This is a genomic window from Micromonospora sp. NPDC049049 (assembly GCF_040649115.1).
Taxonomy (GTDB): domain Bacteria; phylum Actinomycetota; class Actinomycetes; order Mycobacteriales; family Micromonosporaceae; genus Micromonospora.
Genome location: NZ_JBEZEX010000003.1, coordinates 204,082 through 218,904 on the forward strand (window position 1 = coordinate 204,082; position 14,823 = coordinate 218,904).

The following is a 14,823-nucleotide window of genomic DNA, read 5'->3' on the forward strand; positions in this document are numbered from 1 at the left end:
CGTACTCGGAGCCGTGCTCGTCCTTGTTCTCCCAGCCCTTGTCCGAGCCGTACTCGGAGCCGTGCTCGTCCTTGTTCTCCCAGCCCTTGTCCGAGCCGTATTCCGAGCCGTGCTCGTCCTTGGACTCCCAGTCCTTCTTGTCTTCGTCCTTGGAGTCCCAGTCCTTCTTGTCACGGCCTTCTTCGGCGTCCTGGCCGTGCTCCTCGCCCTTCCAGTCCTTGCTGCCCTCGTCGCCGTAGGCGTCGGCGGCAGCGCCGCCACCCTGGCCACCCTTGCCGTTCTCGTCCTTGCCCTTGTCGTCCTTGCCCTTGTCGTCCTTGCCGTGCTCGTCCTTGCCGCTGTCGTCCTTGCCTTCGTGGTCCTTGCCCTTGTCGTCCTTGCCGTTCTCGTCCTTGCCGTGTTCGTCCTTGCCCTTGTCGTGGTCGGAGGAGTCCTCCTCCTCACGCCACTCGCGGTCCTCGCCCCGGTCTTCATCCGCCGGCTTGAGCTTGACCTTGCCGGTGACCTTGGACCACACGTACGCGTGCTCCTGCCGATCCGGGCAGATCTCGAGGAGCTTGACCTCGTCGCCAGCCTTGACGACGTGCGGCTTGGCGTAGACCTTGCCGTCGTCGTGGCCGTCGGCGAACGCGATCCCCGGTGCGAACACCAGGAGCGACGCGCCGCCGAGCGCGGCGCCCGCAACGACTTTCCCGAGCATCTTCTTAGCCATGACCTGCGTCACTCCATCCCTGTTGTCCTGAGCTCGGCGACAACCGAGCTAAGACCGACGTTAGACCGTTTCATGACTTATGAAGTGAAAGATTCGCGTTTTACCTTTGATCCAAGTAAGAGGTGAAGGGGTGGTACGCGGCTTTCGACGCGCTGAGTGTCGTGTCAGGTATCCCGGGGCCTCTGGGTGTGCCGCGGTGTTGCGCGCTCCCCGTTCCTGGCCTGCCCCGGCATCCGATAGCTGCGGCTCCGGGCGGCGCGTGCCGGTCCGGCGTGCTCGGAGGTATCGTCCGAAGCGGCTCCGGCAACGCATCGAGCCATTGCCATGGAAGCGCTCCCATGCAAGAATCGGCGAACGCGGTTCTGAGAGCCACACCGTGCAGGCAGGGAGTCGAGGGCACCCGGTTTCACCGGGCGACGCACCCGCCGCCGATCGACCGGCCGACGCATCGGTCGGGCACCACCACCACTATCGCCCGTCCGGGTCGGGCGCCCCCAAAGAATCCCGTGGCGCCGACGGCCGTCCGTGCAGGACGCCCATCGGGCCGTCCCGCCGGGCCGTACGTGGGCCCGGTCTCGCCCAAGGAGATCAGTGGCATGAATGTGTGGAGAAGGTTAACCGGCCCACGCCGGGCCCTCGCGCTCGCCGGCGCGGGTGCCCTGGTCGCCGGTGGGCTCGTAACGATTCCGGGTACCGCGGCGCAGGCCGCGACGCAGTGCGACATCGCGTACACGAGTAACGACTGGCAGGGCGGCTTCACCGCGAACATCACCATCAAGAACGTCGGCGACCCGCTGAACGGCTGGACGCTCGGCTGGACCTTCCCCAACTCCAGCCAGCGGGTTCAGCAGGGCTGGTCGGCCACGTACACCCAGTCCGGCAGCCAGGTCACCGCCCGGAGCATGTCCTACAACGGCACCCTGGCCACCGGCGCGTCGACGAGCATCGGCTTCAACGGCGCGTGGAGCGGCAGCAACCCGAAGCCGACCTCGTTCACCCTGAACGGCGTGGTCTGCAACGGTGGCACCACCCCGCCGACGACGCCCCCGCCGACCACGCCCCCGCCGACGGACCCGCCGCCCACCACGCCGCCGCCTACCGACCCGCCGCCCACCACCAACCCGCCGCCCGGCACCAAGGTCGACAACCCGTACGTCGGGGTCCGCGGCTACGTGAACCCGGAGTGGAAGGCCAAGGCGGACGCCGAGGCCGGCGGAAGCCGGGTTTCCAACAACCCCACCGCCGTCTGGCTGGACCGGATCGCCGCGATCAACGGCACGCCGAACAGCAGCTCCAACGGGGCCTTCGGGGTGAAGGAGCACCTGGACGAGGCGCTGCGCCAAGGTGCCGGCTACATCCAGTTCGTGATCTACAACCTGCCCGGCCGGGACTGCTCCGCGCTCGCCTCGAACGGTGAGCTGGGCCCGAACGAGCTGCCGAGGTACAAGGCCGAGTACATCGACCCGATTGCCGCGATCCAGGGTCAGTCGAAGTACAGCAGCCTGCGGATCATCAACATCATCGAGATCGACTCGCTGCCGAACCTGGTGACCAACACCTCCGGCCAGCCTGGCGGCACGGTCATGTGCGACACGGTCAAGGCAAACGGCGCCTACGTCAACGGTGTCGGCTACGCCCTGGCCAAGCTTGGCGCGATCGGCAACGTCTACAACTACATCGACTCCGGCCACCACGGCTGGCTCGGTTGGGACAGCAACTTCAACCCGAGCGCCGAAATCCTGAAGACCGCCGCGGTCGCCTCCGGCAGCACGGTCAACAACGTGCACGGATTCATCACCAACACCGCGAACTACTCGGCGCTCCAGGAGCCGTACTTCAAGGTCACCGACAACGTGAACGGCCAGACGGTGCGGCAGTCCAAGTGGGTCGACTGGAACTACTACGTCGACGAGCTGTCGTTCGCCCAGGCGTTCCGGACCAAGCTGGTCTCGTTGGGCTTCAACTCGAACATCGGCATGCTCATCGACACCTCCCGCAACGGTTGGGGCGGCTCCGCTCGACCCACCGGGCCGGGCGCGACCACGAGCGTCGACACGTACGTCAACGGTGGCCGCATCGACCGCCGGGCGCACCTCGGCAACTGGTGCAACCAGGCCGGTGCCGGTCTCGGTGAGCGGCCCCGGGCGAACCCGGCGACGGGCATCGACGCCTACGTCTGGGTGAAGCCGCCGGGCGAGTCGGACGGCTCCAGCAGCGAGATCCCGAACAACGAGGGCAAGGGCTTCGACCGGATGTGTGACCCGACGTACGGCGGCAACGCCCGCAACGGCAACAACCCGTCGGGGGCTCTGGGCAACGCGCCGATCTCCGGTGCCTGGTTCTCCGCCCAGTTCCAGGAGCTCATGCGCAACGCCTACCCGGCGCTCTGATCGGGTAGCTCACGCACCAACCCGCTGCCAGTGGTTGGTGAGGCACTGCTGGCAGCAGGTTCCCCCCGGGTCCCCGGCTCGACCGTCACAGGTCGGGCCGGGGACCCCCCCTTTTTGTCGGCCCGATCAGGGCACTGTGCGTTCGATCGCCGCCTGGCCCTGCTCGGCCAGGTCACGGCGGGCCTTTTCCAGGTTCTCCGGTGTCAGATCCTGCCCGCGGGCCATCACCAGGTCCTCCGGCTCCCACTGCTGCTCGCCCCCGGTGCGGATGTTGTCCCCGCCGGCACCGGTGCCCGTCCCGGTCGCCCCGGTGCCGGCGGCGTACGGGTCACCGATCAGCTCGTCGGTGTCGGGTGCGAGGTCGCCCGGTCGACCGCGGGGTTCGGCGAAGCCCGGTGTGTCCCGGTCCGGGCCACCCCCGGTCCGCAGTTGCGGCACGGTGGCGTCATCGTCCACCGCCGAGGCCACCTCGGGGCTGTCCTCCAGCGGCGATTGGCCATCGCGATCGGTCATGGTGCTGCCTCCTGGGTCCGACACGGTGCCTGATTCCCCCGCGTACCCCTTCGTGCCGCGCTCATGCCGCACCGCCCGGCGGTCGGGGCGGGCCGTGCCAGCGCAGTGCGGTCAGGCGTCGGGCTGCTGCTCGTTCGGCTCCGGCGCCTCCGCTGGGCGCCACCACTGCCAGAGCAGCATGAGCAGACCGAACACGAGCATCGCCAGCCCGGCCCACAGGTTGATCCGTACGCCTTCGGCCTTGTCGATCTCGGCTCGGCTGTCGAAGATGCCGATCAGCGTGACGATGACCCCGTACGCGACGAAGAGGCCACCGATCACACGGCGGATGTCGAACAACCGGGCCGCGGCCGAGCGCCGCTGCTCCGCCTGTGCCTCGTCGATCAGTGGGTCCTGTGCCGGCTGGCCGTCGTTGCTCATCTGCCGACCCCTTTCCTCAGAAGACCGGGATGTAGAAGAGGGCGGCCAGCGCGACCGCAATCAGACCGAGCAGCACCGGGGAGCGGTACCAGGCGGCGTCCCCGGCGAGCACATCGCCCTTCAGGTCGACGCCGCCCATGCCGTACACCAACCCGCGCAACTCCTCGTCCCGCTTGGGTGAGGTGAGCGGGGTGACGATCGCGGCGACCACCACCGCCGTGACGAACGCCAGACCGGCGCCCCAGAAGCTCTCCTCCAGGTCGGAGTTGAAATCGATCACCCCGCCCTTGTAGAGCAGGTAGAGGCTCAGCGACACCAGGGTGCCCAGCAGCAGCGACCAGAAGCCGGCGAGCGCGGTCATCCGCTTCCAGAACATGCCGATGATGAAGGTGGCGAACAGCGGCGCGTTGAAGACGGAGAAGAGTGCCTGGATGTAGTTCATGATGTTGCTGAACCCGGCCGCGATGAACGCGGTGCCGATCCCGATCACGACGGCGGCGACCGTCGCCCACCGGCCGATGCGCAGGTAGTACTCGTCCGACCGGTCACGGCGGATGTACGCCTGCCAGATGTCGTAGGTGAAGACGGTGTTGAAGCCGCTCACATTGGCCGCCATGCCGGCCATGAACGAGGCGAGCAGGCCGGTGACCGCGACCCCGAGCACGCCGTTGGGGAGCAGGTCGCGCATCAGCAGCGGGATGGCGTTGTTGTACTGGAGGTCGCCGCTCTCCGCGCCGAGGCCCTTCACCGTGACCAGGGCCACCAGGCCGGGGATGATCGTGACCAGGGGGATGAACAGCTTCGGGTACGCGGCGATGATCGGCGTACGCCGGGCGGCGCTCATGTTCTTGGCCGAGAGGGCCCGCTGCACCTCGGCGAAGTTCGTCGTCCAGTAGCCGAACGACAGCACGAAGCCGAGGCCGAAGACGATGCCGATCCAGTGCGCGCCCAGCGGGTTGGCCGTGCTGCCGGTGTCCTGCCACGCGTGCAGGCCGGCCTCGCCGAGCTTGGTGTCGCCGACCGCGTCCATCAGGCCGTTCCACCCGCCGACCTTGACCAGGCCGATCACTGTGACCGGGATGAGGCCGGCCAGGATGACGAAGAACTGGAGCACCTCGTTGTAGATCGCCCCGGACAGGCCGCCGATGGTGATGTACGCCAGCACGATCGCCGCGCCGACCACGATCGCCGTCCAGAGCGGCCAGCCGAGCAGCGCCTGCATGACGAGCGCCAGCGCGTACAGGTTCACGCCGGCGATCAGCACCTGGGCGACGGCGAAGCTGATCGCGTTGAGCAGGTGGGTGGGGCGGTTGAAGCGCAGCCGCAGGTACTCCGGCACGCTGCGGACCTTCGAGCCGTAGTAGAAGGGCATCATCACGATGCCCAGGAACACCATCGCCGGGACCGCGCCGATCCAGTAGTAGTGGACCGTCATGACGCCGTACTGGGCCCCGTTGGCGGCCATTCCGATGATCTCCAACGCGCCCAGGTTCGCCGAGACGAAGGCGAGACCGGTCACCCAGGCCGGCAGGGAGCGACCGGAGAGGAAGAAGTCGACGCTGGTCCGGATGGCCCGGCGCGCGGCGAAGCCGACCCCGAGGACGGTGACGAAGTACAGCGCCAGGATCAGGTAGTCCAGGCCGTTCATGTTGAGCCGGAGACCGTCGCCGTCCATCCCGTCACCCCTCGTCGGACGTCCGCGCTGCTGAGTTCGCGCGCGCCCTATTACCCCGTCTGCGCGGTTTCACTCCCCGAGGTCGCGCCCGGGCGTGTCTGGGCCGTTCCGGCGGTCTGGCGGGATCGGTACACAGAAGGGCGCCCCGGCCGTTTCGGCCGGGGCGCCAGTGTCGCTCGGGTGGACTCAGCGACCGAGTACGCGGTCCAGGAAGTCCCGGTAGTTGCGGACCGCCATCCGCAGTTGCTCGGTGTCGGCCGAGCCGGCGTCCTGCCACCCGCCCAGCGTGCTCTTCTGGGCGGCCAGCGCCGAGGAGAGGGCCTGGATGGCCTCCTCCACCAGTGACTGCGCCTCACCGGCAGCCGCCTGCGGGTCGTCGACGAAACGCAGCTGCACGTCCCGCCAGCGGTCCCGGAAGCCCTGCGCGGTGTCCGTGTCGAGGAGGGTGGCCGCCTCGGTGGCGACTGTCGACCCGGAGGGTCGGGATGTTCCGGCGGACTCCAGCGTGGGGCTGGTGTCGTCGCCGGGGGCCGGTTCGCCGTCCGCGTCCGGGTCGACCATCTCGGGTGTCGCGCTGCCGTAGCCGGCTGCGCCCGCCGTCGCGGCGTCCCGGTCGCCGGTCAGGTCGCCGCGCCGCTCAGGGTCGCCGTCAGTGCTCCCCGGCGCGACGACGGTGCGCGCGGACGTGTCCGAGTCGTCCCGGTCGTCCAGGTCGGTGCTGTCGTCGACGTCCGTGCTGTCGTCGACGTACGCGTCGCGGCGGTGCAGCTCGGCGGTGGGGTCGGCGCGCAGGCCCTCCCGCTCACCGTCCTCGGCGCCGTCGCCCGGCTGGGCGGTCCGCTCGGCCCTCGGGTCCGGCTGATCCTGCGGGTGCGGGCTGGCCAGCGCGGAGGCGGCCACCGCGTCGGCCACCGTGGTGGCGCCGAACGTCGTCGGCAGCGGCCCCGGCTCGTGGAAACCGCCCTCGTCGGTGGACCGGTTGTCGCGCCGGTGGCGCGGGTCGGCGTCGTCGGTCAGCTCGTCGTCGGCCGGGTCGTACGCGGCGTCCCGGTCGGTGTCGTCGGCCCGCTCGTGGGCGGCGGTCTGGTCGTCGAAGGTGCCCCGGTCGTCGAGGGCGTCCTCCGGGACGTCGGAGCGGTCGGCCCGGTCGCCGGCCGGGGGTACCGGCACGGGCGCGGAGCGGACGGCCTCCGGGTGGTCGTTGCTCACCTGCTGCTCTTCCTGGCGCATCGGTGGCCTCCTCAGCGGCTCGTGGCGTCGTGGTCCGGGTGGTGGCGCTGTTCGGGCGTGCGGTGGCCGACCGGCTCCTCGCCCAGCAGGTCGGCGAAGAGTGCGCGGTAGTGCACGACCGCCTGCCGCAGCTCCTCGGTGCTGGCCTCGCCCCGGGAGTTGCGCAGGTGGATCTCGTGCGCGTCCCGGTAGTTGGTCAGAGTGCGGGCGTGTTCGACGGAGAGGTGGGCGATCTGGTCGGAGAAGTCACCGGTCGGGTAGCCCTGCTCCTCGATGAGCCGGGTGACCAGTTCGTCCGCGTCGCCCACCGTCTCGCCGGGGGAGTCGATGAAGCGGACCTGGAGTTCCTCCCAGGCCGCGGCGTAGCGAGCCCGGGACTCCGGGGTGAGTGGGGTGAGCGTGAGCTCGGCATGCCGGCGTTCCCGGTCGCGCAGTTCGCGCTCCGCGGCGGACCGGCTGTCCTGTTCCGCCACCACCCGGTCGTACTCCGGCCCGAACCGGTTGCGCAGGGCCCGACGGTTGTTGAGCGAGCGGGCGGCCACGGCCAGCACCGCGACGATCACCAGCACGACGAGCACGATGACGACTATCTGCGTGGGCGACATGGGCTCCTCCTTCGCCCTCTGCTATTCCCTCCGCGCAGTGATCGCCAATCCCGATCCGAGACACTTTCCTGACGAGGGGCGCAACCACTCACCGGCCGAGACCTGATTCATCCCGGAAGCGGCGCTTGGGCGGTGACGACACGGGCGGTAGTGAAACAGCCTCCGATTACGTATCCTGCCCAAGGCGCCCGCGCCGGTGCCCGGCGACGCGGCCGGGCGCGCAGCCGGCAGGCGCGGTGCCCGGCGGTGCCGGCACCCCTCCTGCCACCCTGTACGGGCGAGGTCTGATGAAAACCCGCGACTGGCCGATCCGCTCGAAGCTGACCGCGTTGGTCGTCGCGCCGGTGACCGCGCTCCTGGCGCTGTGGATCTTCGCGACCACGCTGACCTTCGGTCCCGCCCTGAACCTTCTCTCCGCCCGCACCCTGTTGTACGACCTGGGTCGCCCCGGCGAGACGGTGGTCACCGAGCTGCAACGGGAACGCCGACTCTCGGTGGTGCAGCTTGCCGGCGATACCGAGTTGCCCGCCCTCGCCGAGCAGCGCGGGCGCACTGACCGGGCGGTCGCCGAGCTGCGCCGCCGGGTGGACGGGGAACCGCTGCGCGACGCCGCCGACGACCTGCTGGAAACCCGGGTCGACCAGCTGGTCAACTCCCTGGCGGCGCTACCCGACGGGCGGAGGTTCATCGACGAGCGCAAGGTGGACCGGGCCGGTGCGATCGGCCTCTACAGCGGCATGGTCGCCGCGGCCTTCCAGGCGTTCGCCGGCATGGCGACCCTCACCGACCCGGACATCAACCGGCAGGCGCTGGCGCTCACCGCGCTGGGTCGCTCCCGGGAACTGCTGGGCCAGAGCGACGCGCTGCTGGCCGGCGCGCTGACCGCCGGACGGTTCGCCGAGGGGGAGCACACGCAGCTCGTCCAGGCCATCGGCAACCAACGGTGGCTCACCGAGAGCGCCGTGGCAGACCTGCCCGAGAGCAGCCGGGTCGCGTACCAGCGGTTGACCGAGAGCGAGGCGTTCACCCGGCTGCGCAGCATGCAGGACGCCCTGGTCGTGCCCAACCGGTCCGGTCGGCCGACTGTCGACGCCGCGGCCTGGCAGGCCAGCCAGGACGCGGTACAGCAACAGCTGCGGGACTTCGAACTGTCCGAGGCCGACGCTCTCGCCGACCGTTCCGTGCCGATGGCGGTCCGCATCCTGGTGCGGCTGGCCGCCGCCGGCGTACTCGGGCTCGTCGCAGTCGTCGTCTCGGTACTGGTGGCGCTGCGGGTCGGCCGCACCCTGGTCCGCAGGCTCAGCGGCGTCCGCACCGCAGCGCTGGAGCTGGCCGAGCACCGGCTGCCCGACGTGGTCGCCCGGCTGCGCCGTGGCGAGCAGGTCGACGTCGCCCGGGAGGCACCGCCACTGGAGTACGGCCACGACGAGATCGGCGAGGTCGGGCGCGCCTTCACCGAGGTGCAGCGCACCGCCGTCCAGGCCGCGGTGGACGAGGTCACCCTGCGTCGCGGGCTCAACGAGGTCTTCCTCAACATCGCCCGACGCAGCCAGAGCCTGGTGCACCGTCAGTTGCACCTGCTGGACCGGATGGAGCGGCGTAGCGAGGACCCGGACGAGCTGGCCGAGCTGTTCCAGGTCGACCACCTGGCCACCCGGCTGCGCCGGCACGCCGAGGATCTGGTCATCCTCGCCGGCTCCGCGCCCGGTCGGGGTTGGCGGAACCCGGTCGCGATGGTCGACGTGATCCGTGGCGCGATCTCCGAGGTCGAGGCGTACGAACGGGTGGACGTCAAGGCCGTGCAGCCGGCCGGCGTGCTGGGGCGGGCAGTCGGCGACGTCATCCACCTGCTCGCCGAGCTGTTCGAGAACGCCACCGCCTTCTCCCCGCCGGACACCCGGGTCACCGTCACCGGCGCGCAGGTCGCCGACGGGTACGCCCTGGAGATCACCGATCAGGGGCTGGGCATGTCCGCCGCGGCACTGGAGACCGCCAACACCCGACTGGCCAGCTCGCCCGAGTTCGACCCGGCGCAGAGCGCCCGACTCGGCCTGTTCGTGGTGGCCCGGCTGGCGGCCCGGCACGGCGTACGGGTGCTGTTGCGCCCATCCGGGGAGGGGGGCGTGACCGCCGTGGTGCTGGTCCCCGGCGACCTGGTCACCACCGAGCCGCCGGCCGGCCCCGACCCTGCCACGCTCGACACCGCGTCGGCCGACCCGAGCCGGCGGCTGGCCCGGACGGCGCGCCGGGGCGCCGTGACCCGCCCCCGTACCCGCCCGCCGACGGCCCCGTCCGCCAGCACGGCCCCGCCCGCCGGAGCGCCGACCTCTACCGTCGCACCCGCCGAGGGGTCGGCCACCCCCGACGAGCCGGACGACGAGCTGGATGGACTGCCCCGCCGGGTGCGACGTCGTACCCCCGCCGCCCAGCCCCGCTCGACCGTCACCGACACGCCGTCGCCCCGCTCGCCGGAGGAGGTCCGCCAGGTGATGGCGGCGCTCCAGGCCGGCACGGCGCGCGGACGCGCCACCGCCATCACCCCGCCAGCGCCGACCGGCCCGCCAGCGTCGACCGGCCCGGCGGTCCAGGCGGCCCCCACCGACCCGCCGACGACCCCCGAACCCCCGACCGCGACTGAGAGGGACGCCTAGTGCCGCATTCGACGAAGCAGAGCGCCGGCCTGGACTGGTTGCTCGACGAACTGGTGCAACGGGTACCCGCCGCCCGCGAGGCGGTGGTGCTCTCCGCCGACGGCCTGCTGCTCGGCTGCTCGGCCGAGCTGGAGCGCTCCGACGCCGAGCACCTCTGTGCGCTCGCCGCCGGCTTCTCCAGCCTCGCCCGAGGCGCCAGCCGGCACGTGGACGGCGGCCCGGTCCGGCAGACAGTGGTGGAGATGGAGGAGGCGTACCTCTTCGTCACCGCCGCCGGGCAGGGTGCCTGCCTGGCCGTGGTGAGCGACGCCGACGCGGACATCGGGCTGGTCGCGTACGAGATGGCGATGCTGGTGATCCGCGTGGGGGAGAGCCTCGCCGCGCCGGCCCGATCGGCGGCGGGTGCCGGAGATGCGGACTGAACCGCCCGGGCCGCAGCACGAGTGGCTGGACGGTGAAGCCGGCCCGGTGATGCGCCCGTACACCCTCACCGGAGGCCGAGTACGCCCTGCCGTCGACGGATTCAACCTGGTCGCGTTCGTGTTGGCCGGTTCGGACGTCGACGCGACACGCCAATCGCATCTGCTGCCGGAGCATCGACGGCTGGTCACGTTGGCCCACCGGCCGGTGTCGGTGGCCGAACTGGCAGCCGAGCTGGACCTCGCGGTCGGCGTGGTCCGGGTACTGCTCGGTGATCTCCTCGCCGAGGGCCTGGTCGCGGTGCACGAGCCGCCGGCCGCCGGCATCCTTCCCGACGACGACATCCTCAAGGCGGTGGTCAGTGGACTCCGTGCGCTATGACCAGGTGGGCACCAGCACCACCATCCCGCTGGCACTGAAGATCCTCATCGCGGGAGGCTTCGGAGCTGGCAAGACGACCTTGGTGAGCGCCCTGAGCGAGGTCCGTCCGTTGCAGACCGAGGAGGTGCTCACCGGTGCCGGGATCGGCACCGACGACCTCTCCGGCGTGGAGGGCAAGTCCACCACCACTGTGGCGATGGACTTCGGCCGCATCACCATCAACGAGGACCTTCAGGTCTACCTGTTCGGCACGCCGGGCCAGGACCGGTTCTGGTTCCTCTGGGACGAGCTGGCCTTCGGCGCGCTCGGTGCCGTGGTGCTCGCCGACACCCGGCGGTTGGCCGACTGCTTCCCCTCCATCGACTACTTCGAGCAGCGGGGAATCCCGTTCGTGGTGGGCGTGAACTGTTTCGACGACTCCCGCCGGTTCAACCTGGAGACCGTACGCCGAGCGCTCGACCTGGACCCGGACGTACCGATGGTGCTCTGCGACGCCCGGGACCGGCAGTCCGGGAAGATGGTTTTGATCTCTCTGGTGGAGCACGTCGCCCGACAGCGCGGTGAGCCGGTGCCGGCGGCCTGAGATCCGGGCCGAAAAGCCGGTTAACGGGCGGGCAACGCGGGCAGCCTCTGGTTGGATCAACGAAGGTTGCCGGCGGAGGAGTTGGGCGTGAGCGGTCAGGGTGAGGTCGTCCACATCGGGGGTTACACCGCGCAGAGCGGCGGGCGGGGCAGCGGCATCGTCGCCGCGCGTCGCGACCCGAGGACCGGGGCGCTGACCCCGCTCGGCACTGTGGCGGTCACCCCGTCCCCCTCTTTCCTGGTGCGGCACCCCACCCAGCCGGTGCTGTACGCGGTCAACGAGCTGACGGACGGCGAGATCAGCGCCTGGCAGGTCGGTGCGGACGGCGCGTTGGACCCGCTCGGCAGTCGGTCGACCGGCGGCGCGGAGCCCTGCCACCTCGCGGTGCTGCCCGGGGGCGGTCACCTGCTGGCGGCCAACTACGGCAGCGGCAGCATCGCGGTCTTCCCGCTCGACCCGCAGGGCGTGCCCGGCGAGCGCACCGACCTGGTGGTGCACGAGGGGCACGGCCCCGACCCGGAGCGCCAGGACCACGCCCACGCCCACATGGTCTCGCCCGGTGCGGGCCAAGGGCCGATCTTCGGCGTGGATCTCGGCACCGACTCGGTCTACCGGTACGACCTGGACGAAGCGACCGGACGACTGGTGCCGCGCGCGCCCCGGGTGCGTACGAAGCCCGGCACCGGCCCCCGGCACCTGGCCCGGCACCCGGACGGACGGCGCTGCTACGTCGTCGGTGAGCTGGACGCCTCGGTCACCGCCTACGAGCTGACCGACGACGGCGCGTTGCACCAGCGCGGGCGGGTCGAGGCGAGCGGTCGCGCCGGTCACGTCCAGCCGTCGGAGGTCGCGGTCGCCCCGGACGGCCGGTTCCTCTACGTCGCCAACCGTGGGGTGGGGACGCTGGCGGTCTTCGCAGTGGCAGGGGAGTTGCCCGAGCTGGTGGCCGAAGTGGACACCGGAGGGGAGTGGCCCCGGCACTTCGCCCTCATCGGGGAGCACCTCTACGTCGCCGACGAGCGGGCGGACATGGTGCGGGTGTTCCGTCGCGACGCCGACACCGGCGTCCTGGAGGCGGCCGGCGAGCCGGTGCCGGTGCCGAGCCCGACGTGCGTCCTGCCCTGAACGCTCGCTAAATAGACGTGAGGGTGGCACTGGTTTGGCAACGCCGCGAGGCTGCCCCGTCACTCTGTGTTGCAAAAAAGTGGTCAACTGTTTCTCCTCCGTAACTTTAGTCCGAACGGATGTGGCAGAGACGGCACCTAGTACGCAAGATGGTCACCGTGTCAGCAGGCCGCCATCGCATGCGTTCGAAACTCCACCTAGCCGCCGCCGCAGCAACGGCGGGTGTGCTCGTCGTGACGACGGGCGCGTGGTTCGGTTACCAGGAGTTGATCCAGCCCAGCTGCTCGGGAGAGATCCGACTAGCCGTGGCGGTCGCCTCCGAACTCGCGCCAGCGGTGGACGCTGCCGCGTCCCAGTGGGTGAAGGACGGCGCGGCGGTGGGCCCGACCTGCATCCGCGTCGACGTGTCCGCGTCCGACCCGGTCGACGTGGCGGCCGTGGTGGCGGCCAAGCACGGGGCCCTGCTGGCCGGTGTGGGGCAGGCCAGCGGCACCGCCGTCAGCCCGGATGTCTGGGTGCCCGACTCCTCGACCTGGCTGCTGCGGCTGAAGAAGGACGCGACGGCGTTCGCTCCGACCAACGGCCAGTCCATCGCGCGCAGCCCGATCGTCGTCGCGATGCCCGAGCCGATCGCCACCCGACTGGGCTGGCCGGACAAGAAGTTCAACTGGACCGACCTGCTCAAGCAGGTCAACAACACCAGCTCTCCGCTGCGGACCGGGATCGTCGAGCCGACCCGCGACGCTGCGGGCCTGTCCGGTCTGCTCTCGCTGACCGCCGCGGCGAACGGCGCCGGCGGCGACGCCCAGCGCAACACCGTCGGGGCGCTCCGCGCACTGGCCACCGGGCGTTCCTCGCTCCGCAACGACCTGCTGGCCCGCTTCCCCACGGCCAACGACTCGACGTCCATCGCGAGCGGTCTCGGCGCGGCGGCTCTGTCCGAAGAAGACGTGATCGCGTACAACAGCAAGAAGCCGCCGGTGCCGCTGGCCGCGCTCTACATGGAGCCGGCGCCGATGCCGCTGGACTACCCGTACGCGGTGCTGCCCGGCATCGAGCCGAGCAAGGCGTCGGCGGCCAAGGTGCTGTACGAGCTGCTCACCAGCCCGAACTTCCGCAACCGGCTCGCCGCGCAGTCGCTGCGCGCGCCGGACGGCAACTGGGGAGATGGTTTCAAGGCGCCACAGGGTGCTCCGAGCCCGTCCGGCGGCGCGCCGACCGCACCGGCGAACGGTGGCACCGCGGCGGGTGGCCTCGACCCGGCCGCCATCCAGCGGGTCGTCTCCAGCTGGTCGATCGCCACCCAGTCCGGTCGGATGCTCGCCGTCATCGACGTCTCCGGCTCGATGAAGGAACCGGTGCCCAGCGCCAACAACCGCAGCAGGGAAGAGGTCACCGTCGACGCGGCCCGTCGCGGCCTCGGCCTCTTCGACGACTCCTGGTCGATCGGCCTGTGGACCTTCTCCACCAAGCTCGTCGGCAACCGGGACTACCGCGAGCTGGTCCCGATCGGGCCGCTCTCCGGTCAGCGGGCCCAGTTGGAGGGCGCCCTCGCCACCGTCAAGCCTTCCAGCGGTGACACCGGCCTCTACGACACCATGCTGGCCGCCTACCAGGCGGTGCAGGAAAACTGGCAGCCGGGCCGGGTCAACTCGATCGTGCTGTTCACCGACGGCAAGAACGAGGACGACAACGGCCTCAACCAGCAGCAGCTGCTCGGCAAGCTCAAGCAGATCGCCGACCCGGAGCGGCCGGTCCAGGTCATCATGATCGGTATCGGCGAGGGCGTCAGCAAGGCAGAGCTGGAGTCGATCACCAAGGTGACCGGTGGCGACGTCTTCGTCACGAAGGACCCGAGCGAGATCGGCAGCATCTTCCTCAGCGCCATCGCACGGCGTCCGCCAGCGCCGCGCTGATCCGACGCTCAGACGTCCAGGGGCCTGCCGTACCGTCAATTCGGTGTGGCAGGCCCCTTTTCGGCCACCAGGTTGTTGAAGAAAAGTGACGGCAATACGTCGGAAGCAATCGGCAGTCATAGTTGTCAAGGCAGGATGTCGACTGTTCCGGCATAGTCGGTCCGCCTCCGGACCGACCCGTCGGCCGGGGCCATCCTGTACA

At 70.5% G+C, this 14,823-nt stretch carries 12 protein-coding genes and 1 pseudogene; 7 read left to right on the top strand and 6 right to left on the bottom strand.

The window, feature by feature from the left end:
* Positions 1–712, bottom strand: a pseudogene (locus tag AB0B68_RS05060) (hypothetical protein); the annotation flags it as partial.
* A gap of 596 nt (positions 713–1,308) precedes the next feature.
* Between AB0B68_RS05060 and AB0B68_RS05065 the strand changes: the two are divergent.
* Positions 1,309–3,102, top strand: a complete 1,794-nt coding sequence (locus tag AB0B68_RS05065; RefSeq protein WP_357208354.1) for a glycoside hydrolase family 6 protein — start codon at positions 1,309–1,311, stop codon at positions 3,100–3,102.
* Positions 3,103–3,228: 126 nt separating this feature from the next.
* Here the strand turns inward: AB0B68_RS05065 and AB0B68_RS05070 are convergent, their stop codons facing one another.
* The 5 genes from AB0B68_RS05070 to AB0B68_RS05090 form a co-directional block, all read right to left on the bottom strand.
* A complete protein-coding gene (locus tag AB0B68_RS05070) occupies positions 3,229–3,615 on the bottom strand; it encodes a hypothetical protein (RefSeq protein WP_357257922.1) in 387 nt (128 codons plus the stop codon).
* A 111-nt stretch (positions 3,616–3,726) separates the two neighbouring features.
* Positions 3,727–4,035, bottom strand: a complete 309-nt coding sequence (locus tag AB0B68_RS05075) for a hypothetical protein (RefSeq protein WP_355008983.1) — start codon at positions 4,033–4,035, stop codon at positions 3,727–3,729.
* Positions 4,036–4,051: 16 nt separating this feature from the next.
* Positions 4,052–5,710: a sodium:solute symporter family protein gene (locus tag AB0B68_RS05080; protein WP_357204248.1), complete on the bottom strand. Its 1,659-nt coding sequence runs from the start codon at positions 5,708–5,710 to the stop codon at positions 4,052–4,054.
* A 186-nt stretch (positions 5,711–5,896) separates the two neighbouring features.
* Positions 5,897–6,940 carry a hypothetical protein gene (locus tag AB0B68_RS05085; protein WP_357204250.1) on the bottom strand — a complete coding sequence of 348 codons (1,044 nt, stop codon included), beginning with the start codon at positions 6,938–6,940 and terminating at the stop codon, positions 5,897–5,899.
* Positions 6,941–6,951: 11 nt separating this feature from the next.
* The gene (locus tag AB0B68_RS05090) at positions 6,952–7,545 is read right to left on the bottom strand and encodes a hypothetical protein (RefSeq protein ID WP_357204252.1); all 594 of its coding nucleotides are present in this window, start codon (positions 7,543–7,545) and stop codon (positions 6,952–6,954) included.
* Between the two features lie 287 nt (positions 7,546–7,832).
* On the opposite strand from AB0B68_RS05090, the gene AB0B68_RS05095 reads away from it, so the two are divergent.
* The 6 genes from AB0B68_RS05095 (at position 7,833) to AB0B68_RS05120 (ending at position 14,621) form a co-directional block, all read left to right on the top strand.
* Positions 7,833–10,196: a nitrate- and nitrite sensing domain-containing protein gene (locus AB0B68_RS05095; RefSeq protein ID WP_357204254.1), complete on the top strand. Its 2,364-nt coding sequence runs from the start codon at positions 7,833–7,835 to the stop codon at positions 10,194–10,196.
* Entirely contained in the window at positions 10,196–10,618 is a 423-nt protein-coding gene (locus tag AB0B68_RS05100; protein WP_357204255.1) for a roadblock/LC7 domain-containing protein, read from the top strand. Before AB0B68_RS05095 ends, AB0B68_RS05100 begins: the two co-directional genes overlap by 1 nt.
* Positions 10,608–10,997: a DUF742 domain-containing protein gene (locus tag AB0B68_RS05105; protein ID WP_357204257.1), complete on the top strand. Its 390-nt coding sequence runs from the start codon at positions 10,608–10,610 to the stop codon at positions 10,995–10,997. The genes AB0B68_RS05100 and AB0B68_RS05105 overlap by 11 nt, the downstream gene beginning before the upstream one ends.
* Complete coding sequence (locus tag AB0B68_RS05110; RefSeq protein WP_355008977.1) at positions 10,978–11,580, top strand: ATP/GTP-binding protein; 603 nt, start codon at positions 10,978–10,980, stop codon at positions 11,578–11,580. The genes AB0B68_RS05105 and AB0B68_RS05110 overlap by 20 nt, the downstream gene beginning before the upstream one ends.
* An 87-nt stretch (positions 11,581–11,667) precedes the next feature.
* On the top strand, positions 11,668–12,705 hold the full coding sequence (locus tag AB0B68_RS05115; RefSeq protein ID WP_357257924.1) for a lactonase family protein: 1,038 nt from the start codon (positions 11,668–11,670) through the stop codon (positions 12,703–12,705).
* 158 nt (positions 12,706–12,863) lie between these two features.
* The gene (locus tag AB0B68_RS05120; RefSeq protein WP_357204262.1) at positions 12,864–14,621 is read left to right on the top strand and encodes a substrate-binding domain-containing protein; all 1,758 of its coding nucleotides are present in this window, start codon (positions 12,864–12,866) and stop codon (positions 14,619–14,621) included.
* Positions 14,622–14,823 lie beyond the last annotated feature (202 nt).

Coding starts and splice junctions, on each gene's coding strand:
- AB0B68_RS05080 (WP_357204248.1), bottom strand. CDS start 5,710: ATGGACGGCGACGGTCTCCGGCTCAACATGAACGGCCTGGACTACCTG.
- AB0B68_RS05105 (WP_357204257.1), top strand. CDS start 10,608: ATGCGGACTGAACCGCCCGGGCCGCAGCACGAGTGGCTGGACGGTGAA.
- AB0B68_RS05075 (WP_355008983.1), bottom strand. CDS start 4,035: ATGAGCAACGACGGCCAGCCGGCACAGGACCCACTGATCGACGAGGCA.
- AB0B68_RS05065 (WP_357208354.1), top strand. CDS start 1,309: ATGAATGTGTGGAGAAGGTTAACCGGCCCACGCCGGGCCCTCGCGCTC.
- AB0B68_RS05095 (WP_357204254.1), top strand. CDS start 7,833: ATGAAAACCCGCGACTGGCCGATCCGCTCGAAGCTGACCGCGTTGGTC.
- AB0B68_RS05085 (WP_357204250.1), bottom strand. CDS start 6,940: ATGCGCCAGGAAGAGCAGCAGGTGAGCAACGACCACCCGGAGGCCGTC.
- AB0B68_RS05090 (WP_357204252.1), bottom strand. CDS start 7,545: ATGTCGCCCACGCAGATAGTCGTCATCGTGCTCGTCGTGCTGGTGATC.
- AB0B68_RS05070 (WP_357257922.1), bottom strand. CDS start 3,615: ATGACCGATCGCGATGGCCAATCGCCGCTGGAGGACAGCCCCGAGGTG.